This is a genomic window from Pandoraea sp. PE-S2R-1, assembly GCF_002179865.1.
Taxonomy (GTDB): Bacteria; Pseudomonadota; Gammaproteobacteria; order Burkholderiales; family Burkholderiaceae; genus Pandoraea.
The window spans coordinates 467,028-488,667 of sequence record NZ_NGUR01000017.1; the positions used below are offsets into that span (position 1 = coordinate 467,028).

At 63.9% G+C, this 21,640-nt stretch carries 20 protein-coding genes and 1 tRNA gene; 11 read left to right on the plus strand and 10 right to left on the minus strand.

Translation table 11 applies throughout. From position 1 onward, the window contains the following. Window positions 1-249 precede the first annotated feature (249 nt). The 6 genes from nirB to CDV44_RS26070 all read left to right on the plus strand — a co-directional run bounded on the left by nirB (window position 250) and on the right by CDV44_RS26070 (window position 8,799). Window positions 250-2,742, plus strand: a complete 2,493-nt coding sequence (nirB, locus tag CDV44_RS26045; RefSeq protein ID WP_087691486.1) for a nitrite reductase large subunit NirB — start codon at window positions 250-252, stop codon at window positions 2,740-2,742. A gap of 10 nt (window positions 2,743-2,752) precedes the next feature. Next, window positions 2,753-3,169, plus strand: a complete 417-nt coding sequence (gene nirD, locus CDV44_RS26050; protein WP_087691487.1) for a nitrite reductase small subunit NirD — start codon at window positions 2,753-2,755, stop codon at window positions 3,167-3,169. A 43-nt stretch (window positions 3,170-3,212) separates the two neighbouring features. After that, entirely contained in the window at window positions 3,213-5,990 is a 2,778-nt protein-coding gene (locus CDV44_RS26055) for a nitrate reductase (protein ID WP_170936108.1), read from the plus strand. An 81-nt stretch (window positions 5,991-6,071) separates the two neighbouring features. Beyond that, window positions 6,072-6,821, plus strand: a complete 750-nt coding sequence (cobA, locus tag CDV44_RS26060; protein ID WP_087691488.1) for a uroporphyrinogen-III C-methyltransferase — start codon at window positions 6,072-6,074, stop codon at window positions 6,819-6,821. A 160-nt stretch (window positions 6,822-6,981) separates the two neighbouring features. Continuing rightward, the gene (locus CDV44_RS26065) at window positions 6,982-7,575 is read left to right on the plus strand and encodes an ANTAR domain-containing response regulator (RefSeq protein ID WP_058375665.1); all 594 of its coding nucleotides are present in this window, start codon (window positions 6,982-6,984) and stop codon (window positions 7,573-7,575) included. A 9-nt stretch (window positions 7,576-7,584) separates the two neighbouring features. Beyond that, window positions 7,585-8,799 carry a CmpA/NrtA family ABC transporter substrate-binding protein gene (locus CDV44_RS26070; protein ID WP_087691489.1) on the plus strand — a complete coding sequence of 405 codons (1,215 nt, stop codon included), beginning with the start codon at window positions 7,585-7,587 and terminating at the stop codon, window positions 8,797-8,799. Window positions 8,800-8,826: 27 nt separating this feature from the next. On the opposite strand, the gene CDV44_RS26075 is transcribed toward CDV44_RS26070, so the two are convergent. The 4 genes from CDV44_RS26075 to CDV44_RS26090 form a co-directional block, all read right to left on the minus strand. Next, window positions 8,827-9,075 carry a hypothetical protein gene (locus CDV44_RS26075; protein WP_087691490.1) on the minus strand — a complete coding sequence of 83 codons (249 nt, stop codon included), beginning with the start codon at window positions 9,073-9,075 and terminating at the stop codon, window positions 8,827-8,829. A 243-nt stretch (window positions 9,076-9,318) separates the two neighbouring features. Next, a complete protein-coding gene (locus CDV44_RS26080) occupies window positions 9,319-9,747 on the minus strand; it encodes a cupin domain-containing protein (RefSeq protein ID WP_058375662.1) in 429 nt (142 codons plus the stop codon). A gap of 97 nt (window positions 9,748-9,844) precedes the next feature. Next, a complete protein-coding gene (locus tag CDV44_RS26085) occupies window positions 9,845-10,672 on the minus strand; it encodes an AraC family transcriptional regulator (protein WP_087691491.1) in 828 nt (275 codons plus the stop codon). 56 nt (window positions 10,673-10,728) lie between these two features. Continuing rightward, window positions 10,729-11,124: a nuclear transport factor 2 family protein gene (locus tag CDV44_RS26090; RefSeq protein ID WP_087691492.1), complete on the minus strand. Its 396-nt coding sequence runs from the start codon at window positions 11,122-11,124 to the stop codon at window positions 10,729-10,731. Between the two features lie 116 nt (window positions 11,125-11,240). Between CDV44_RS26090 and CDV44_RS26095 the strand changes: the two genes are divergently transcribed. Further along, window positions 11,241-12,026, plus strand: a complete 786-nt coding sequence (locus tag CDV44_RS26095) for an HAD-IIB family hydrolase (protein ID WP_087691493.1) — start codon at window positions 11,241-11,243, stop codon at window positions 12,024-12,026. 10 nt (window positions 12,027-12,036) lie between these two features. Here the strand turns inward: CDV44_RS26095 and CDV44_RS26100 are convergent, their stop codons facing one another. Beyond that, on the minus strand, window positions 12,037-13,779 hold the full coding sequence (locus CDV44_RS26100) for an ABC transporter ATP-binding protein (protein ID WP_087691494.1): 1,743 nt from the start codon (window positions 13,777-13,779) through the stop codon (window positions 12,037-12,039). Beyond that, window positions 13,776-15,359 carry an FAD-dependent monooxygenase gene (locus tag CDV44_RS26105; RefSeq protein ID WP_212677153.1) on the minus strand — a complete coding sequence of 528 codons (1,584 nt, stop codon included), beginning with the start codon at window positions 15,357-15,359 and terminating at the stop codon, window positions 13,776-13,778. Before CDV44_RS26105 ends, CDV44_RS26100 begins: the two co-directional genes overlap by 4 nt. A gap of 244 nt (window positions 15,360-15,603) precedes the next feature. Between CDV44_RS26105 and CDV44_RS26110 the strand changes: the two genes are divergently transcribed. Continuing rightward, complete coding sequence (locus CDV44_RS26110) at window positions 15,604-16,872, plus strand: DUF1835 domain-containing protein (RefSeq protein WP_087691496.1); 1,269 nt, start codon at window positions 15,604-15,606, stop codon at window positions 16,870-16,872. Between the two features lie 68 nt (window positions 16,873-16,940). Here CDV44_RS26110 and CDV44_RS26115 read toward each other — a convergent pair whose 3' ends face one another. Beyond that, a complete protein-coding gene (locus tag CDV44_RS26115; protein ID WP_087691497.1) occupies window positions 16,941-17,282 on the minus strand; it encodes a zinc ribbon domain-containing protein YjdM in 342 nt (113 codons plus the stop codon). A 131-nt stretch (window positions 17,283-17,413) separates the two neighbouring features. On the opposite strand from CDV44_RS26115, the gene CDV44_RS26120 reads away from it, so the two are divergent. Beyond that, window positions 17,414-17,953: a GNAT family N-acetyltransferase gene (locus CDV44_RS26120; protein WP_087691498.1), complete on the plus strand. Its 540-nt coding sequence runs from the start codon at window positions 17,414-17,416 to the stop codon at window positions 17,951-17,953. Window positions 17,954-18,056: 103 nt separating this feature from the next. Continuing rightward, a complete protein-coding gene (locus CDV44_RS26125) occupies window positions 18,057-18,452 on the plus strand; it encodes a VOC family protein (RefSeq protein ID WP_087691499.1) in 396 nt (131 codons plus the stop codon). 82 nt (window positions 18,453-18,534) lie between these two features. Here CDV44_RS26125 and CDV44_RS26130 read toward each other — a convergent pair. Further along, window positions 18,535-18,611, minus strand: a tRNA-Met gene (locus CDV44_RS26130). 193 nt (window positions 18,612-18,804) lie between these two features. Then, complete coding sequence (locus CDV44_RS26135) at window positions 18,805-19,533, minus strand: transporter (RefSeq protein ID WP_087691500.1); 729 nt, start codon at window positions 19,531-19,533, stop codon at window positions 18,805-18,807. Between the two features lie 403 nt (window positions 19,534-19,936). On the opposite strand from CDV44_RS26135, the gene CDV44_RS26140 reads away from it, so the two are divergent. Continuing rightward, entirely contained in the window at window positions 19,937-20,395 is a 459-nt protein-coding gene (locus CDV44_RS26140) for a metal-dependent hydrolase (RefSeq protein ID WP_087691501.1), read from the plus strand. Window positions 20,396-20,412: 17 nt separating this feature from the next. Here the strand turns inward: CDV44_RS26140 and CDV44_RS26145 are convergent, their stop codons facing one another. Then, the gene (locus CDV44_RS26145) at window positions 20,413-21,423 is read right to left on the minus strand and encodes a serine/threonine protein kinase (protein ID WP_087691502.1); all 1,011 of its coding nucleotides are present in this window, start codon (window positions 21,421-21,423) and stop codon (window positions 20,413-20,415) included. Window positions 21,424-21,640: the final 217 nt, after the last annotated feature.

Consider the following 21,640-nt stretch of genomic DNA (forward strand, 5'->3'; position numbering starts at 1 on the left):
CTTGCCTCGCTCCCTCTGTTCTTCCTCCCCTCCTGCCTTATCCGGCAACGCTTTGCCGATGACTGCACCCTCGCTGGCATGCTTGTTGCGTAGTGACTAACGCTAGCGGCAAAGGCGTCGCGAGCATTGATACCGGTGCGACGTCAGGGGCAAGCCTGCGTTGCACCCACCGGACAACGGCGTCCCTCCGTGCTGCGGCACGGACGGACGCCGTTTTGTTTTTCGGGCGCTGCCACAGGAGCTGTCAACATGCGCAAACCTCGTCTGGTCGTCATCGGCAATGGCATGGCCGGTATCCGCACGCTCGAGGAGCTGCTGGAGATCGCGCCGAATCAATACGACATCACCGTGTTCGGCGCGGAGCCGCATCCGAACTACAACCGCATCCTGCTCTCGCCGGTGCTCGCGGGTGAACAGGCGTTCGCCGACATCGTGCTCAACCCGCTCGATTGGTATGCCGGGAAGGGCATCACGCTGCACTTGGGCAAAGAGGTCACGCAAATCGACCGCCCGCGCCGCGTCGTGCGCTGTGCCGACGGCACCGAAGCGCCTTACGACCGCCTGCTGATCGCGACCGGATCGAGCCCGTTCATCCTGCCGGTGCCGGGCAAGGATCTCGATGGCGTGATCAGTTATCGCGACATTCGCGATACCGAAACCATGATCGAGACCGCACGCGTCAAGCGTCACGCGGTGGTCATTGGTGGCGGCCTGCTCGGTCTGGAAGCGGCCAATGGTCTGAAGCTGCGCGGCATGGAGGTCACGGTGGTGCATCTGGCCGAGACGTTGCTTGAGCGCCAGCTCGATGCCACGGCGGGCAAGCTGTTGCAGCAGTCGCTGGAAGAACGCGGCCTGACGTTCCGGCTGTCGCATCAGACGGCAGCAATTCTCGGCGACGGTGAAGACGGCACGGCCGGTGCCGTGCGCGCCGTGCGCTTTGCCAATGGTGAAGAGATCGCGGCCGATCTGGTGGTGATGGCCGCCGGCATTCGCCCGAACACGACGCTCGCCGAAGCGGCGGGTTTGTATTGCTCGCGGGGCATTGTTGTTTCCGACACGCTGCAAACTTACGACCCGCGCATCTACGCGGTCGGTGAATGTGTGAGCCATCGCGGCGTGGCCTACGGTCTCGTCGCCCCGCTGTTCGAACAGGCCAAGGTCTGCGCGAATCACCTTGCGTTGATGGGCATCGGCAGCTATCGCGGCTCGGTGCTCTCGACCAAGCTCAAGGTCACCGGCATCGATCTGTTTTCCGCAGGCGATTTTCTGGGCGGGGACGGCACCGAAGAAATCGTGTTGTCCGACCCGGCCGGTGGCGTCTACAAGAAGCTCGTGATTCGCGACGACAAGCTCGTCGGGGCCTGCCTCTACGGCGACACCGCCGACGGCGCGTGGTACTTCAAGCTGCTGCGCGAAGGTCGCGCGCTGGGTGAGTTGCGCAATAGCATCATGTTCGGCGAATCGAGCGTGGGCGATGTCGGCACACAAGGGCAAAGCCGCGCGGCCGGCATGGCCGATACCGATGAGGTGTGTGGCTGCAACGGCGTGTGCAAGGGCACCATCGTCAAGGCCATCACCGAGAAGGGGCTGTTCACGCTCGACGACGTGAAGAAGCACACGAAGGCCGCCAGCTCCTGCGGCTCGTGCGCCGGATTGTGCGAGCAGATTCTGATGAGCACGCTGGGCTCGACTTACGACGCCGCACCGAAAGAAAAGGCGATCTGCGGCTGTACTGATCTGTCGCATGCCGACGTGCGCCGCGCCGTGCGCGAGCATCGGCTGACGTCGCATCGCGCGGCCTACGACTTTCTTGAATGGCGCACGCCCAACGGTTGCGCGACCTGCCGTCCGGCGCTGAACTACTACATGCTCAGCACGTGGCCCAAGGAAGCTGTTGACGATCCGCAAAGCCGCTTCGTCAATGAGCGTGTGCACGCCAACATTCAGAAAGACAACACGTTCTCGGTCGTGCCGCAGATGAAGGGCGGTGTGACGAACGCAAGCGAACTGCGTCGCATCGCGGACGTCGCGGACAAGTACCAGATTCCGATGGTCAAGGTCACGGGCGGGCAACGCATCGACTTGCTCGGCGTGAAGAAGGAAGACCTCGTGAGTGTGTGGCGCGATCTGGGCATGCCGTCGGGACACGCCTACGGCAAGTCGATCCGCACCGTGAAGACGTGTGTGGGCAGCGAGTTCTGCCGCTTCGGCACGCAGAACAGCACGCAGATGGGTATCGATCTGGAGACCATGCTCGCCAACATGTGGTCGCCGCACAAGGTGAAGCTGGCCGTGTCGGGGTGTCCGCGAAACTGCGCCGAGGCGGGTATCAAGGACGTGGGTGTGATCGCCGTCGACTCGGGCTGGGAACTGTATGTGGGCGGCAATGGTGGCATCAAGACGGAAGTCGCCGAGTTTCTCGTCAAGGTGAAGACGGCCGAAGAGGTCAAGGAATACACCGGCGCTTTTCTTCAGTTGTATCGCGAAGAAGCCTATTACCTCGATCGCACGGTGCACTACCTCGCGCGCGTGGGACTCGATTACGTGAAGCAACGCGTAGTGCACGACGCGGCGAACCGTCGCGCGCTGTATGAACGGTTGCTCTATGCACTCGATGGACTGCCCGACCCGTGGCAAGCGCGTATCGACGGCAAGCAGGCGAATGAGTATGTGCCGCTCAAGCCGGTCATTCCCATCACACCGGTCGCCGTGAAATCTGCGGCTGCCCCCGCCACCGCCTGAGGACGACGCCATGGAAATGTCTCAACCTATCTGGCTGCATGTGTGCGACATCGACGCGATTCCGCGTCTGGGCACGCGTGTGTTGCCGCATCCCGACGGCAACATTGCGCTGTTTCGCACCGAGAGCGACAAGGTTTTCGCGCTGCGCGACCAGTGTCCGCACAAGGGCGGCGCGCTCTCGCAGGGCATTGTTCACGGCGAGCGTGTGACCTGCCCGCTGCACGCGTGGAACATCGATCTCGCGACGGGGCAGGCCTGCGCGCCCGATGTGGGCTGCGCAGAGCGCTTCGCCGTGCGGCTCGACGGCAGCGACGTGTTGTTGTCGTTCGACGAGACGAGCAGCGAGACGAGCAGCGAGACGAGCAGCGAGACGAGCGACGAGACAGTCGCCGCGCCAGCGGATGCCGACGTGTCGGCCACCGTCTGAACACTACAGGGCACTCGACATCATGTCCGCGCCGGAGTCTGTCATGAATCTGCTGACCCCAGCCTCCCCATCGGTGGCGGCACCTGCCGTGACGACGGTCACGAAGACGACCTGCTGCTACTGCGGCGTGGGCTGCGGCATGCTGGTCGAAAGCGATGGTGAGCGCATTGTCGGCGTGCAGGGCGACCCGGCACACCCGGCCAACTACGGACGCCTGTGCAGCAAGGGCATGACGCTGCCGCTCACCGCGCAGTCGCTGGCCGGGCGCGTGCTCATGCCCGAGCTGCGCGCGGCGCGCGACGCGGTACGTGTTCCCGCCACTTGGGACGACGCGCTCGGCACGGTCGCGTCGCGCTTCGCCGACATCATCCGCGAGCATGGGCCCGATGCCGTGGCGTTCTACGTGTCGGGGCAGTTGCTCACCGAGGACTATTACGTCTTCAACAAGCTCGCGAAAGGGCTGGTGCGCACCAACAACATCGATACGAACTCGCGGCTGTGCATGTCGAGCGCCGTGAGCGCGTACAAGATGGCGCTCGGTGCCGATGGCCCGCCCACGTGCTACGAGGATCTCGAAGCGGCAAAAACGGTGATCTTCGCGGGTAGCAATATGGCGTATGCGCATCCGGTGCTGTTTCGCCGGCTGGAGGCGGCCCGGGCGGCCGATCCGTCGATTCGCTGGATTGTGATCGACCCGCGCCGCACCGATACCGCCGCGATGGCGGACCTGCATCTGCCCATCGTGCCCGGCACCGACGTGGCGCTGTTCCACGGCATGCTGCATCACCTGATCTGGGAAGGGCGCATCGACCGCCGCTACATCGATGCGCACACCGAGGGGTTCGATGCACTCAAGCAAATCCTGCGCGCCTATCCGCCGCAGCTCGTCGCGGATGTGTGTGGCATCGAGGAATCTGCACTGCGTCAGGCGGCGGACTGGTTCGGCGAAAGCCCGGCGGCGCTGTCGCTGTATTGCATGGGCCTGAATCAGTCGAGCCACGGCACGGAAAAGAATCTGGCGTTGATTCATCTGCATCTGGCGACGGGTCAGATCGGGCGTGCGGGTGCGGGCCCGTTCTCGCTCACCGGGCAACCCAATGCCATGGGCGGTCGCGAAGTCGGCGGACTGGCAACCATGCTCGCCGCACATCGCGACATCGGCAATGCGGCCCATCGTGCGGAAGTCGAACAGTTGTGGGGCATGCAGGGGCTGTCCGATCGCCCCGGTTTGCCAGCCGTCGAGATGTTCGACGCGGTGCGCGACGGGCGCATCAAAGCCATCTGGATCGCCTGCACGAACCCCGTGCATTCGATGCCCGACAGCGCACGGGTGCGCGAAGCGCTCGATGCCGCAGAGTTTGTCGTGGTGCAGGAGGCCTTCCATCAGACCGACACCGTGCCTTACGCCGACGTGCTGCTGCCCGCTACCAGTTGGGGCGAAAAGGCGGGCACGGTGACCAACTCCGAGCGGCGTATCTCGCGTGTGCGCGCAGCGCTCGAAGCGCCCGGTGCGGCGCGTGCCGACTGGTGGATTGCCAGCGAAGTGGCGCGTCGTCTCGCGCCGAAACTCGACATGCCGGTCGAGCGGTTTGTCTTCGATTCGACAGAAGCGGTCTTCAACGAGCATCGCGCACTGACGCTCGGCCGCGATCTCGATATCGGCGGCATCGACTACGCGATGCTCGAACAACAGGGGCCGCAGCAATGGCCGTTTCCTGCCGGTGCCACGCAAGGGCAGGCGCGTCGCTACGAAGACGGCGTCTTTGCCACGAGCGATGGCCGTGCGCGCTTCCATGCGTTCGAGTACCAGCCGGTGGCCGAGCCGATCAATGCGCGTCATCCGTTCCGGTTGATTACCGGGCGGCTGCGTGACCAGTGGCATGGCATGAGCCGCACGGGCCGCGTCGGGCAATTGTTCGAACACGCGCCCGAGCCCACGCTGACGATGCATCCGACCGACGCCACCCGGCGCAGCTTGCGCGCGGGCGACTTCGTGCGGCTGTCCAGCCGTCGCGGCGAGCGCGTGCTGATGCTTGCCGTGAGCGACGACGTGGCGTCGGGCACGGTCTTTGTGCCGATGCATTGGAGCGGCCAGTTTCTCGGCGGCGGCGGTGTCAACGACACGACGACGGGCGCTGTCGACAAGTATTCGAAACAGCCTGAATTGAAGCATGCGGCCGTGCGGGTCGATCCGATGACGTTGCCGTGGCGTGTGTCGGCGGTGCGTCGTGGCGACGCGCTGCAACTGCACGCGGCGGTGCAGCCGTTGCTGGCCGAGCGGCGCTTCGCGACGGTGCGTCTGGAAGGCGAGGACCGCTTGGTGGTCTGCGCCGCAGACGATCAGGCGGATGCCGACTGGCTTGAGCGGCTGCATACCGCGCTGGGGCTGCCGCGAGACGAGGCGTTGCTCGAATACCGCGACGCGCGTCGTGCCATGACGAAGCGGGTGGCATGGCGAGACGCCGTGATCGAGGGCGTGCTCGTCGCAGGGAGCGAAGCGGATGTGGCGGGATCGGCGTCGTTGCTCGCGCGGGTGCGCGAGGGCACGCCGTGGACACGGGCGCGTCACGCCGTGTTTGTGGCCGACAGCGCCGCGACGGCCGGTGCCGCGCGCGACCGCACGGTGTGTCAGTGCAAGCAGATCAAGGCGTCGAGCATCGCTGCGGCGATTGCGACGGGCGCAGACGTATCAAAACTTAAGGCGACGCTCGGCTGCGGCACGGTCTGTGGATCGTGCGTGCCGGAGTTGCAGCGCATGTGTGTGGCATCGAAGGCGTCGTCGTTCGCACCGGAGCCCTCGGCCACGGCCGGGGCAGTGTGATCGACATGACATCGGCATGACGCTCGCCAGCGTGCGCAGTACCTCACCAACAGGACATGGAAGAATTGACGGAGTACGATCATGAAGCTCGGCAAAGTTACCCTGCTCAGTGCGGGCCCCGGCGCACTCGATCTGCTCACGCTGCGCGCCGCGCGGGTGCTCGGCGAGGCCGACGTGTTGCTGGTCGACGATCTGGCCAACCCGGAAATCGCGACCCTCGCGCCGCAGGCCCGCGTGATTGCCGTGGGCAAGCGCGGCGGCTGCCGGTCCACGCCGCAAGCGTTCATCGAACGGCTGATGTGCCGGTTGGCCCGGCGCGGCGCGCATGTGGTGCGCGTGAAGGGGGGCGACGCGCTGATGTTCGGGCGGGCCGGGGAAGAGATGAGCGCGCTGCGGCGTGCTGGCGTGCCGGTGGACATCGTCAACGGCGTGTCGGCGGCCTTTGCGGCGGCGGCCGGGCTCGGCATGTCGCTCACGCACCGCGATCATTGCGCGGGCGTGACCTTCGTCACCGCGCACCGGCAGGACGGCACGGCACCGAACTGGACGGCACTGGCCGCGACAGGCACGACGCTGGCGATCTACATGGGCGTGCAGCGGGTCGAGGGCCTGTGTGCGACGCTGCTCGCGCATCTCGACGCCGCGACACCGGCAGCCGCCGTGCAGTGGGCGGGCACGGCGCACGAACGGCGCTTGCTGACGACGCTGGGTTGTCTGGCACAGGACGTGAGGGCGGGCGATTTCGCCAGTCCGGCCATTTTGCTCGTTGGCGGCGCGGTCGGTGAGGCGGTACTCGCATCGAGTGTGGACACCATTGCCATCGCCGCCTGATTGGCGTGCCTATACTACCGATACCTTGATTTCCCCCTGACTCTTGGCCCCCACGATCTTGCCAAAACGACCGGATGCCGGGGATCGCGATCCCCCCGCCGACACGTCACCGATAACGGCTCCTGCCACCTCTGCTGCTGCGCCTGCCGGCGTGGGGGGGGTGAGTGGTGCGGCTGGCGTATTGCGCGTGCTGCTCGTGACCGATACCGACAAGCCGATTGGCGACTTGCGGGCGGCGCTCGCGCGTCTGGGCTGTGAAATGCTCGCCGAAGTGGCCAAGCCGCAGGCGTTGCCGCGCGTGGTCGAGAGCGAGCGCCCGGACGTCATCATCATCGACACTGAATCGCCGTCGCGTGACACGCTGGAGCAGTTGGCCGTCATGAACGCGGCGGCACCGCGCACCGTGTTGATGTTCTCTGCCGACGGCAATCAGTCGCTGATTCGCGCCGCCGTCGATGCCGGGGTGACGGCCTATTCGGTGGAAGGACTTGCCGCCGACCGGCTGGCACCGATTCTCGAAGTAGCGTTGGCCCGCTTTGCGCACGAGGAGAAGTTGCGTGCACGGCTGACCAAGGCCGAGAGCGAACTGGCCGACCGCAAGCTGATCGACCGGGCCAAGCGTCTGCTGATGGACCGGCGCAAGATTTCCGAGCAGGAGGCCTATGCCCTTCTGCGCAAACGGGCAATGGATCAGGGCGAGAAGCTCGTCGAAGTGGCGCGCCAGCTCGTCTCGATTGCCGAATTACTGGGATAGACACTGCTCATGTCGACGTCATCATGGAAGGATTTCGGCGCGGGGCGCGCTGACACGCTGGGGGCGGCATCGGGAGGCGGGCCGGAGAAGCGCCATTTGCGCGTGGGCTTCGTGGCGCTGTCGGACGCCGCGCCGCTGGTGGTCGCCAAGCGGCTGGAACTGGGACACGAGCACGGACTGACGCTGGAGTTGAGCCGCGAGTCGTCGTGGGCTGCCGTGCGCGACAAGTTGCTCACGGGCGAGCTGGATGCCGCGCATTCGCTGTATGGCTTGGTGTACGGCGTGCAGTTGGGCATCGGTGGTCCGCGCGAGGACATGGCCGTGCTCATGGTGCTCAATCGCAATGGTCAGGCCGTGACGGTGACGCCGTCGCTGGCGGAGGCGATGGCGCAGACGGGCAGTTTGCGCGAGGCATTGGGCACGCTCGGGCGCACGCCGGTGTTTGCGCAGACGTTTCCGACCGGCACGCACGCGATGTTTCTCAATTACTGGTTTGCAGCGCAAGGTATCGATCCGCTCTCGGAGATCGCGCGTATCGTGATTCCGCCCGCCCATATGGTGGCGGCCATGGAGGAGGGCGGGCTGGACGGTTTTTGCTGCGGTGAGCCTTGGCATGCCGTGGCACAGGCGCGCGAGCTGGGGCGTACGGTCGCGGTGTCGAGCGACATCTGGCCGAATCATCCGGAGAAGGTGCTCGCGTGCCGGCGAGATTTCGTGACCCGCTACCCGAACACGGCGCTGGCGCTGGTGCGCACGTTGCTCAGTGCCTGCCGGTGGCTCGATATGGCGGGGCACCGTGAAGAGGCCGCCGGGTGGCTGGCCGAACCGGCGTGGGTTGGCGCCCCGCGCGACCTGATCGCCGCCCGCCTGCTTGGCGACTTCGGCAAATTGCAGGGCCGGCACGCGTTGCTTCCGGTGAGCTTCTTTGACGATGGCGCGGTGACTTATCCGCGCCTGTCGGACGGGATGTGGTTCATTTCGCAATATCGCCGCTGGGGCATGATTGGCGACGATGCGCTGGCCGAGGCGGCGTACATCGCAGCGCAGGTCAATCAGATCGGGCTTTACGAGGCGGCTGCGCGAGCCGAAGGGGTGCCGGTCGCCGATGCCCCCGTGCGCGAAGTGCTATGCGATGGCCGCGTCTGGGACGAAGCCGCCTGGGGGCCGGGGGCGGATCTGCGTGACTACGTCGAAGGGTTTCCGATTCGGGTGAAGCCGGCCTGACCTCGTGTTGGTGGACGCGTTCGACGCTTAGCGCGCGAAGGCGTCGCAGTCGCCGCCCGACGTGCAGAGGGCGCGCATCCCCGTGCGGTGATGCAGGTGCAGATGGCAGACCAGCGCAACCAGCACGAGCTGACGCGAGAGGTTGGCGAACACCGGCTCAAGGCCGGCGGCCCGGGCGAGTTCGCGCCGGAGCGTCGGGTGCAGGCAGACCAGCGCGAGAATCGCGAAAGATCCGGGGACTGCAAGGAAGGCCGCTAATGCGATTTTTTTTGTCATGACCGTCGTGTGTGGCGCGAGCGCACCGCACTCGCGGCGCACTTCATGGAGACGGCAGGGGGTGTTCAACGGAAACCGGCGCACTCGGGAGTACGCCGGAAGCTTTGCGGGTGCGGGCGCCTCCTCCCGACTCGCAACATGACTGCAAGTTTAAGAGACCACGCGCGACGGATAAATACGCAGATTGGAAAACATCTGTTGTGAAATCTGAACAAAATCTCTGGCAGGTGTCCGGCGCTGCCGTCAAATCCACTGATCGTTAGCCACCGTGCGTTCGCCGCCGTCGCCGTCACCGGTGTTTCGTACCCCACGCGGTTCGATCAGCAGCAGCTTGGCTTCCTTCGGCGCGAAAGGCTTGTGCTCCGTGCCTTTGGGCACCACGACCATCTGGCCGGCCGGTACGACGATGGTGCGCTCACCCTCGGGGCCGCCGCGCACGTCGATGTTCAATTCGCCCTCCAGAACGATGAAGGTCTCGTCGGTGTCGCCATGGGCGTGCCAGACGAATTCGCCAATCACCTTGACGACCTTGAACTGGTAGTCGTTCATCTCGGCGACGACGCGAGGCTGCCAATGGCCGTCGATCTGGGAGATTTTGGCTATCGGGTCGATAGCTTGGGACTGTCCGCGATGTGCCGGGGCACCGGCGGCGTTGTAGTGGGAGGAGGGCATTGTTGGCTCCGGTCGTGAGGGGATTGCGTCGAGCCTACGCGCCCGGCCCGTGGCCGTATTGAACGTTTGTGCGGGGCGGCGCCTCGCGCTTGCCTGCTTATCCTCCGGCGGCGCTGCGGGCGGCCTGAAGCCAGCGGCCCGGCGTCAGGCCGAACGTCTTGAGGAAGTGCCGTGACATATGGCTCTGGTCGGCAAAGCCCGCGTCGGCGGCCGCATTGGCCAGCGGTTGGCCAGCCATCAGCAGGCGCCGGACGACGTCGAGCCGGCGCATCGTCAGGTAGCGGTACGGGCTGGTGCCGTAAAACTGCCGGAAATCGCGCGACAAGCTCCAGCGATCGCGGCCGGTGGCGGCTTCGAGCATGTCCAGCGAAACGGCTTGGGTGCAGTTCGCGTGCAGAAAGTCCAGCGCACGGCGCGCCGCGAAATAGTCCCCCGTGGGGTGGCGTCGAGGGTCACCCGCCACCGTCGCCAGTGCATGGGCGAGTTCGGTGAGCGCGTCGCTTTGTTCCAACGGCTCAAGCGTGTCGCCGACCTGCTGGAGCAGAGTCTCGGCGGCAGCGGCCAGTCGCGGATCGGTCGACAGGCCGCCTTCTACGAACGGCAGCGAATGCCCGCCAAGTACGGCTTGAAACAGCGACGGCTGCACGTAAATCATGCGATAGCGGAAGCCTTCGTCCGTCCCGGCCTGCCCGTCGTGGGCTTCGTCGGGATGCAGCACCATGGTGTGGCCCGGCAGGCTGTCGCGCCGGTCTCGCCGGTAATTGAAGCTTTGCACGCCCGCCAGCGTGCGGCCGATGGCATAGGTGTCGTGGCGATGCATCGCATACGCATTACCTTGAAACCACGCTTCAATGCGTTCGACGCCATCGACCGGGGTGGCGCGTTTGACCCAATCGGCGGTGGCAGGTTTGGCTGGTTGCGGCATAGGCGTGGGGGCGTACGGGTGTTCCGATGATCGTGAGTGTGATCCAGAACCGCAGATTAGCCGATCTTGGCCGCCTGCCCGGCAATGACCCGCCATGTCGCCCCATGCGGCCGCCAGAGTCGCGTGTAGGCGAACGTGCCATCGAACGTCATCGTCCCGTACTGGCCGGCGAGCGTCGCTTTGGTCGTGGTCAGATACAACGTGTCGATGCGGCGGATCTGGGTATCGAAAAAGTCCAACTGCTTCAGATGCAATTGCCCGTCGCGATGCACTGTCAGGTCTTCCTGTTTGGTGAGCACGCGCCCGTCGGGCGTGGTGAACACCAGATCGTCGTCCAGCAGGCGCTCCAGCGCGGCAACGTCGCTGGCGAGCATCGCGGCGCGCAGTTCGGCTTCCAGTGCGGTAATGGCAGTGATGGCGGCCGTGTCAGCGCTGGTCTTGTTGTCGTCCATGGTCAGGCGTCCTTTAGTCGTCTTGCTGATAACCATTCCCGAAGCGGGAAGAAAGTGTCCGGCATCGACCGTCATAATGGCGCGAACATCATTGCCATCTCTTGATGAAACCGATCATGCAGACCTTGTCGCTTGCGCCCCTTCAGCAGTTCTCCGCGGTCCAGTTCGTTTTAACCGATATGGACGAAACGTTGACTTACCGGGGACGCTTGGCCGCCGCCACCTATTCGGCGCTCGAGCGTTTGCAGGATAGCGGTATTCGCGTGATTCCGGTGACCGCCGCGCCTGCTGGCTGGTGCGACCAGATGGCGCGCATGTGGCCGGTCGATGGGGTGATCGCCGAGAACGGCGGCCTGTTCCTCACCCGGGGGAATGACGGGCACAGCGTGACGCGCACGTATTGGCACGCGCCGGAAGGCGTTGACGAGGTTCAGCGTCGACTTCAGTCGATTGCAGAGCAGATCGAGGTGAGCATTCCTCATGCGCAACGCGCCGACGATCAGGCTTTTCGGCTCACCAGTCTGGCGTATCGCCGAAGCGGGACGGAACAGGACCAGCAGATTGTCCGTGCGCTCATCGATGCCGGTGCCGATGCCACGATCAACAATCTCTGGGTGCTGGGCTGGCTGGGCGGCTATGACAAGTTATCGATGTCGAAGCGGGTACTGGCCGAAGCCTTTGGCGTAGACGCCGAGACCGCTCGCGATGTGGTCGCTTATTCGGGCGATTCCACCAATGACGCACCCATGTTCGCGTATTTCAAACATACGGCGGGGGTAAGCACGGTCGTCGACTATCTGCCGCAACTGCCCGTGCCGCCTGCGTGGATCACGCAGGGGCCCGGTGGCGCCGGTTTCGTCGAATTCGTCGACGCGATCCTGCGCGGGCGAACGGCCGCCTGACCTTGACCGGTCAGTGGCTGCGCCGTGCGAGGACTTCGTCGCGCGGGCCTGCATCCACCACGCGCCCGGCTTCCATCACGACGATGGTGTCGAAGCGGCTGAGCAAGCTCGGCCGATGCACCGAGGCGACGATGCAGGCCGATGGGAAGGCGGCGTCCATGCGATCGAACACGCGGGCTTCGGCTTGCGGATCGAGCGCGCTGGTCGGCTCGTCGAGCAACAGCAACGAACTTCCCTGTGCCGCGAGTGCGCCGCGTGCGAGTGCCAGACGCTGACGCTGGCCGCCTGACAGATTGCCGCCACGTTCACTGAGGGCGCTGTTCAGACCGTCGGGGAGTCGCTGCAACACGTCGTCGAACGCGCCGGTATGCACCGCCGACTGCACGAGGGCGTCGTCGGCGGGTTCACCGAAGGTCAGGTTCTCACTCACGCTGGCTTCGAAGACATCAGCTTCCTGCGGGATCAGCGTCGCCAACGTGCGCAACTCGGTCCATGCCACCGCTTGGCCATCGCGTCGCAACTCGCCTTGTTGCGGCGGATAGAGACCGGCGAGCATGCGCAGCAACGTGCTCTTGCCGCCGCCGCTCGGGCCGATGAGTGCCACGCGCGCGCCACGTTGCAGCACGAGATCAATGTGATGCAGGCCGCCCCGGCTGTTGTTGGCGTAGTGCCACGTGGCATCGTGCAGCGACAGCGTCTGCCACGCGGCGTCGGGGTCGACGGCGGGCACGGTGGCATCAGGGTCGCTCGGCGCGTCCCAGATGGGCTCGGCACTGCCGTAGTCGGTATGCATGCGCGCGAAGCTCTGGAAGTTCGACGCCATGGCGCCGACGACCGTCGCGGCCTGCTGTGCATATTGATAAATCATGAAGACGGTACCGAGCAGAATCGCCTGCCCGGGCTGCCGCGTTTGCAGCACGTACTCCACTACCAGAATCCACGTGAGCCCCATGCCGAGCAGGTCGACGGCAAACCACTTGCCCTCGTTGACGAGTACCGTGCGGCGTAGCGGCACCATCACTGCGTCCATCCGGCGCCCGAGCACTTTGCGCGACGCGGCTTGCAGCCGCAGCCCGATAACGGTGCCCGCGTTGCCGACGAAATCGAGCAACGCGGCGGCGTAGCGGCGTTCTGCATCGTTCTCGGCGCGTGCAAGCTGCATCAGCACGCGGTCGAAACGCAGGATGATGACGGCGATGATCACGTAGCCGGTCACCGCGATCGCGCCACTGACGCGCGACAGCAAGGCGAGTGCGACCAACGGCCCGACAAAGTTGAAGGCGCTTTGCAGGTAGCCAAATTGGTTCTGGGCGAAGTCGGACAGCGCGCGGCTCGCTTGCACCACGCGGTGCTGTAGCTCGCCCGAATGTCTGCCGTCGCGCCAGACCAGCGGTGCGGCAGCGATGCGCGCGTAAAGCTCGTCGGCGAGCCGTACTCGCACGCGCACGCCGACGTTGCGTTCCAGTATCCGGCCCGGGCCGTGCAGCAGCCACGACAGCAGATAGATGCCGACGAGGTAAATAATCCAGCGGCCGGCCAGCGGCATGTTGTCCTGCTGGAGCGCGTTGATGGCCTGCGCAGCGAGCCATGGCATGGTCAGCCGCAGTAACTGGGCGGCCGACAGCAGGCCGGCAGCGCCGAGCATTTGCGGGCGCACGCCGGCGGCGTGGTGCCAGAGCGCACGGTAAAGGTCGCGAGCCGCGCTGCCCAGGCCGATGGCGGCCGGCGCTGAGGTGGACTCGGGCGCCGTCATGCGTCGTTGGGGGCGCCGAACCAACGCGATGCGGCTTGCGCGAGGGCGTCGAGGTCGGACGACGTGTCGCTGCGGGGAGCGCTGATATCGCTCGTGTCGCTCATATTGCTCGTATTGCTGGCCCATGCGACGAAGCCGTCGGGGCGTAACAGGACGGCACGCAAACCGAAGCGATCCTTGGCGTCGCAGCCGTAGTACGCGATGCGGTCGCTCCAGCGGCTCGCGAGGGTCTTCAATGGCGCATCGGCATCGAAGTCCAGCAGCAAGCCCTTGCCGTTCGTGAGCAACGCACCGAGCTTCTTGCCATCGGCGAATTCGAAATCCGGCGCGCTGCGACCCACTAAAGGATGCTCGCTGCCGAGGTCATAGCGCAGCAATGCCCCCCACACCCGTTCGGCAAAGTAGGTCGCGCCGTCGCGGGTGTCGAGAACGTCGCGGAGGATCGCTTCGAGCGCGCGGGAGCTCGGGGCCGGGCGCATGATGGCGATCTGCGCGCGCGACCAGTCGAGCACCTGCGCGCCGACGGGATGCCGTTCGGTCGTATAGGTGTCGAGCAGCTCAGGTGGCGCGTCGCCCCGGACGGTCGCGGCGAGTTTCCACGCGAGGTTCATCGCGTCGCCGAGCCCCAGATTCAGTCCTTGACCGCCCATGGGCGAATGAATGTGGGCCGCGTCGCCCGCGAGCAGCACGCGTCCCTTGCGATAGGTGGTGGCTTGATGGGCGCGATCGGTCCAGGTGGTCGCCAGCGAGAGGGCGTTCACGGTGACGTCAGTGTTGGAGACGTGGCGTAGGACCGTCTGTATGTGCTCGCGCGTGATGGGCTGCGTGCGGTGGAAGGCGCCGCCGTCGAAGTCGGCCATCGCGACGGTGCCGGGCGGCTGGTAGGTGTACATGCCCGTGGGCGTGTAGTGGCGGCCGGGCGTGAGTTTGTCCGGATCGGCCAACTCGACCTGCACCGAGTAGCCGGTGAACTCGGGATCGGTGCCGGTGAATTCGATGCCGGCGGCTTTGCGCACGGCACTGCGTGCGCCGTCGCAGCCGATCAGCCATTGCGCGCGGAAGTCTTCGCCGCCCGCGTGAACGGTGACGCCGTCATCGGTGGTGTCGAAGCCGTCGACGCCGCAAGCCCGCCGGATTTGCGCGCCCGATGCAATGGCACGAGCCGCCAGCACCGTTTCGATGTGTTCCATGTCGACGGCAACGATGGTGCCCGCCGGATTGGGCTGGAAGTATGGCCACTTCGAGGTGTCGATATCGTCCTGAAAGAACTGGATGCCCGCGAAATGCCCGCCCGGGCGGCGGGCTTGTTGCATCCAGTGCGGGACGCTTGCGTTCGCATTCGTGCCGGTGTTGGCCTTCGCGCGTTGCGGTGCGGTGATGTCGTCGAGCAGGCCGCGACGATAGAAGGCATCGAGCGTGGGCATCGACAGGCCGCGCAATCCGAACGGCAGCCGTTTTAACGGCGAGTCCGGTGTTTCGGCTTGCTCCAGCACCAATACCGACAGGCCCGCGAGGCGTAGCTCGCAGGCGAGAAACAAACCGACGGGGCCCGCGCCGGCAATGATGACTTCGTAGATCAAGGTGAATTCCTTTATTGCGTTCGGACGCGGTGGTCACTCATTTTCGCGATTATAGGCATCCTGTGTTGAGGAAAGCACAGCAGCGGCGCTGCGCTTCGTTCGGCATCCGTTTCATGTAGAATCGGCCACGGCGTGCAACCGCGCCTCCATTCCGCGGAAAGGGTTCTGCCCAGGTAAAGCGTTTCACCGCATTTTTCATGCGACTCCCGGCCAATGAGCGGATACGGCTATCTTTGGAGATCGTATGCCTCAAGACCTTCGCGCCACGGCGCAAAACGGTTACATCGACCTTGCGCAGCTGCGCAAGCGTGCCAAGCAACGCCTCAGACAATTGCAGGAACAAGGCCCGTCCGTCGGGCAAAACGCGCTACTGCATCGTGGCGCATCGCCGGTGCTCGCGGATGCGCAATGGCTGATTGCGCGTGAACTGGGTTTCACCAGTTGGCCTAAGCTCAAGACCCATGCCGATGCCATTGAGTTCGCCGCGCGGCATCCTCAGTTTGCCGCCGACGATGAGGCCGGCACGCAGCATTGGCGTTGCGGAAACGACATTGCGCACAGCCTGCGTGTGGCCGGGTTTCAAGGCGAATTCCACATGTTCGCCGACCCGTACTGCATGGGGCCGGTGCCCGATGTGCCGCTGGCGGCGCTGATTGAGACGCGCTGTGAGTTCATCAGTCAGTGCTTTGAGATTCCGTTGCAAGCTGCGCGGCAACGTGCCCAGAGCGAGTACGGCGCGTTGTCCGAGATGTCTCGGGCCAAACGTGTGGTGCTTTGGTGCGAGGCCGATGCCTACGACCAGCTGTTTCTGATTGCGGTGCTCGCGAACATGACGCGGCGGCCCGAGCGGTTGGAATTGATCGAGATCGACCGTGTCCCGGGCGTGGAGCGATTTGTCGGCATGGGGCAATTGGCGCCGCAGGTGCTGGCGTGGCTCTGGCCGCGCCGCCGGGCGCTCCATGACGACGCGTTTTCGTTGGCGCGCACCGCGTGGGATGCTTATCGGGCTTCGACGCCGCTGGCTTGGGCGGAACTTTGTCAGGAAGCGAATTCCGCGCTTACGCTTCCACTTCCGCTACTCGCGCCCGCGCTCAAACGCCAGTTGCAGGAGTTGCCGTCCCTGCACGATGGTTTGGGGCTGACCGAGCGCCTTGCGCTGGAAGTCATTCGCGAGGGCGAGGGCATCACGCTGGCGCAGGTGTTTTCCGAACTGACGCTGCGCCGTGATCCGCTGCCGTTTCTCGGGGACACGATGTTCTACGCGATGATGCGTGGCCTGACTGAGGGGCGGCATCCTCTTATTGCACCGTTTGATGCTGAGGCGCAGCTGGCGCGCGAAAAGCGCATCGTTGGTTTGACCCCGCTAGGCGAGCAGGTGCTGCATGGCACGGCCTATTGGCTGGATCATGCCGAGACCACGCGATGGGTCGGTGGCGTGCGGATCGAGCCTCGCACGGCGCATTGGGCGCTGGATGAGAATCTCAGGCCGGTGCAGAGGCAGCCTTCCCGCTGATGACGATGTAATGACGCACGGCGGTGCGGCTGCCGATCGCTTGGTTGCCGCACCGTCCACATGGGGCGTTAAACCTTTTTGACGAATTCCGTTTTCAGACTCATGGCGCCGAAGCCGTCGATCTTGCAATCGATGTCGTGATCGCTGTCCACCAGACGGATGTTCTTTACCTTGGTTCCCATCTTGATCACGCCACCGGAGCCTTTCAGCTTCAGGTCTTTGATGACGGTCACGGTATCGCCGTTTTGCAGCACGGTGCCGGTCGAGTCGCGATAAACCTTCTCGGTCGGCTCGGCCGTCGTGGCCGCTTGCGCAGACCATTCGTGTGCACATTCCGGGCAGATGCAGAGGCCGCCGTCTTCATACGTGAACTCGGAATTGCATTTCGGACAGGGAGGCAATGCGCTCATAGCGGGATCCTTGGGGCAGACGGAAGCATTTATAGCGCGAGAGTATAACGCCAGCGTTGGCTAGAGAACCTGACGTCCGGATTACCAGTTCGCAGTAGTATCGGACGACGGCTTTCTTGGCAGATCATCCAGTGCGAATCGATCATCCTCCACAGCTGAATATCGCCGGCATTACTCTCCGGCAACTTGAGCGTTCCGATCTGGGCGCCTGGTATTCCTATTTACAGCTACCCGGCGTCGTCGAACACACCAGTTGGAATCTGCAATCTTCCCAAGACCTGACGCCGATGTTTGATTCGTTGGAATCGACGTTCGGCGAATCCATTCGTCGTATGACGGTCATCGACAATGCCTCGAACGAACTGATCGGCACGATCGGGTTTCACACGATTTCCGAGCGAAACAGGACAGCAGAAATCGCCTATGACCTTGCGCCGTCTCATTGGGGCCGCGGCATTGCGCGGGTAATTTGTTCCGCGGTGACACAGTGGGGATTCGAGGTGAATAATTGGGTCCGTATTCAGGCCGTGGTTCTCGAAACCAATGTGAGATCGGCGGCCGTGCTTAAGGCTTGCGGATATCAGCCGGAGGGTTTGTTGCGCGCCTATCGAATGGTTCGCGGCACGCCGCGCGACTTTGTCATCTATTCACGGCTGGCGACGGATAAGTAAGTCGCCGGTGCGACAGTAGCGTTGCGGATTTGCGGGCGAAGCGCCATGCCTGCCGGTTCGCGAAGATTGTCAGTGCGGGGTGTCTGGTAGGAGGTGAGTGCTTATGTCCGATACCAATGTGTTACGTCCGTTCGCGTTCGTGCTTGCCGTGCCGAGCATTGAACGCAGCGCGGCATACTTCAGCGACGTGCTCGGTTTTCAGGTGGAGTGGGCGGAGGCGTCCGATTGGCGGCTCGTTTCGCGAGGTGCGGTTCGCATCATGCTGGGCGGCTGTCCGAATGCCCAGCCGCCGTCGCAGATTGGCGATCATAGCTACTTCGGCTATATGGAAGTCGATGACGTCGATGCGCTGTACAAAGAGTTCGCGCTGAAAGAGGCGATTCTTTTGATGCCGCCCACGGACCGCCCCTACGGCATGCGGGAATTCACCATCGCGACGCCCGACGGTCATCGATTCGTTGTGGGGCAGGTGATCGGACAAAGAAAGGCTGACGAATGAGGTTTTAGCGTTCCCGCTAGCGAATTTCGATCGTGGAATAACAAAAGCCCGTTGATCTTGCGATCAACGGGCTTTTTGTATTTGGTTGCGGGGACAGGATTTGAACCTGTGACCTTCGGGTTATGAGCCCGACGAGCTGCCAGACTGCTCCACCCCGCGTCTGAGAGATAGAATAATACGGGAATAACGCGCATCGTGTCAAACGTTTATGACATTTATTTTAAGGACACCCGCAATCTCGTGCGCGACACGCGCATTTCTCCCGCCTCTTACGCATGTTGTTCAATCGGTATACAGAAGGCGTAAAGGCACAGGTCCGGGCGCTGACCGTGGCTGAGCGTGAGGCGTCCAATCACCAGCGAATCGTGACCCCTGCCTGCACGGAGTGGTCCAACGATGCCGGATTCAAGCCGCGTTTGTAACCCACGTCGAGATCGAGATCTTTCGTCGGGCTGTAAATGGCACCGACCAGTGCATAGGCGGGGCGCGTTGTCGACGTCGGGTCCGTGTTCGTTTGATAGCCGACGTCCAATGCCACTCGGAACTTCTCGGTCACATTGAACAGCACTGCTGCCGAGGCGTTCCACAGGCTTTTCCGATTCCCGTCCCGGTTGTCGTTCCAGACGTAACCCGCGTTGGCGAGAAACGTCCAGCGGTCGAGATCGTATTGCATCAGCAGATTGGCGCCGGTGGTTGCCCGGCCGTTGCCAAGCCCGCGATCATGGCTCGCCGTTGGCAGCGTCACGAACGGCTTCAGGCCGAGACTCCAGTGATCCCCTTCCAGAAAACGCCACTTGGCCTGCAATTGCGGATCGGCAAACCCGTTGGTCCACCCAGCCCCATCGGGACGATTCCGCTGATACGGCGCCTGAATCGCAATATCCAGATTCGGCAACACGCCGTAGGTCAGCGTCGAATTCCATTGCTGCTGGCGTGCGCTGACAAGTGTCGTCCACTCACTGCTGAGTTCCAACTGCCAGTTGCCGGTGTCTTGGGTGCCGGTGTCATCGGTCACGAGCGGGTTCATCGCGTTTGCACCAAGCGGGGCGAGGGCTGCGGCGAGGATCAGAAGCTTCTTCATTGAAAACTCCGGCTGGCAATTCGTCGGCCAGACGTTGGATATTTTTGCGCCGCCACGTGCGGTGTGGGCCAGACGTGGTGTTGGGGACGGCTTATCGGAAAACGAAACAGTCGGGCGGATCGTACGTGGCGGCGCTGGGCAGCGTCAACCGCGTTTGAATGACATGAGGCATTCCTGAGGGGCTGACCTCGTGCGAGTCACGGTGATGTCACGGCAATGTGTTCGCGGAACTTGCGTCGTGGTCGAAACGTCGTAGGAAGCCGCCCGCGTCGGTGATAGACTCCGCCGCCCTTCACGTCGTGGCGCATCTCGTGTGCGAGCAGGGCGTCGCGATACCTTGTCTTTTTGCTGATGGCGAGTGTCGAGGATGTTGTGTCATGGCTTTTCCCCTCTCTTCTTCCTCATGCAAGCCAGAAGTCATCTTATTTTCGGTATCGGCGCGACGTGGCTGATGCACCGCACCGGCTGGGCGGCCAGTGTTCATGCGTGGCCGTTGACGCTCGTCGGCGCGCTGCTGCCCGATATCGATCATCCCAAAAGTATGTTGGGACGACGGCTGGCCCCCGTGTCCTTTGCGATTTCGAGTGTGTTCGGACATCGCGGCATGACGCATTCGCTGCTGCCGCCGATGTTGTTCGTGGCGGCGTGCATTTACGGTTGGGGCCATGTGCCGCCTTGGGCATTGGCGCTTTGTGCCGGGTATTTGTCCCATTTGCTTGCCGATTGGCTGACGCCTTCGGGTGTGCCGCTTTGTTGGCCGTTGCGCACACGATTTCGCTCGCCGCTGTATGTGACGACGGGATCGTCGGCGGAGTGGTGCGTCGCCGCTGCGCTCGCCTTCGCTATGTGGCGATGGTGGTGAGCGCGAGCGGTTAGGACTTAGCGCCAGACGAGAGGCGGTTCCTCCATCAGGGCGACTTGTTCGCGCAGTTCCAGAACGCGGTCTTGCCAGTAGCGTTGCGTGTTGAACCACGGAAATGCGAACGGGAACGCGGGGTCGTCCCAGCGGCGTGCCAGCCAGGCGCTGTAGTGGAGCAGGCGCAAGGTTCGCAGGGCTTCGGTCAGGTGCAGCTCGCGCACATTGAACTCGGCGAAATCTTCATACCCGCTCAGGACTTCGTCGAGCTGCATCGTCATCTCGCTGCGCGTGCCGGAGAGCAGCATCCACAGATCCTGCATCGCCGGTGCCATACAGGTGTCGTCGAAGTCTACGAAGTGGGGGCCGGCATCCGTCCACAATACGTTGCCACCGTGGCAGTCGCCGTGGACTCGAAGCAGTTTCACATCGCCCGCCCGCTCATAGGCGCGGGCAACCCCGTCCAGCGCCAGATCGACGATGGCGCGCCATGCGTCGCGCAGATCGGCTGGGATGAAGTTGTGTGCCCATAGATAGTCGACCGGGCCGCGACCGTAGGTGTCGATGTCCAGTGTCAGGCGATGCTGGAATGGCTGCGTTGCGCCGACGGCGTGAATGCGGCCCAGAAAGCGGCCGAGCCAGTTGAGCGTGTCCGGGTCCTGAAGTTCTGGTGCGCGTCCACCGCGCCGGGGGAATACGGCAAAGCGAAAACCGTCGAAGTGATGCAGGGTCTTGCCGTCGATGACGAGCGGTGCCACGACCGGAATCTCGCGTTCCGCCAGTTCCTGCGTGAAAGCGTGCTCCTCGAGAATGGCGTCATCGGTCCAGCGGGCCGGACGATAGAACTTCGCGATCAACGGCGGCCCGTCTTCCATGCCCACCTGATAGACGCGGTTCTCATAACTATTGAGCGCGAGCAGGCGCCCGTCGCTATAACTGCCGAGATGCTCGACGGCGCTGATCACCGTGTCGGGAAGGAGTGCCGCGAACGGATGGGCGTGGCTGGGGGCTTGCTGGGAAAGATCGGAGTTCATGCGCGCTATTGTGCCAAAGGCGTGGATGCCGGGGCGCACTGAGGCATCTATATATAGGGAAGCCGGGAATTGGCCATGTCGGATCGGCGGGAAATTGGCCAGAAGCGGACTATTTTCAAAATAGTTTCACAAACCCCTTGCCAGCGTCGCCGAACCTGACTAATATTCCGTCTCTCGCAACGACAGCGACGCAGCGAAAGCAGCGAAGCGGAAGGAA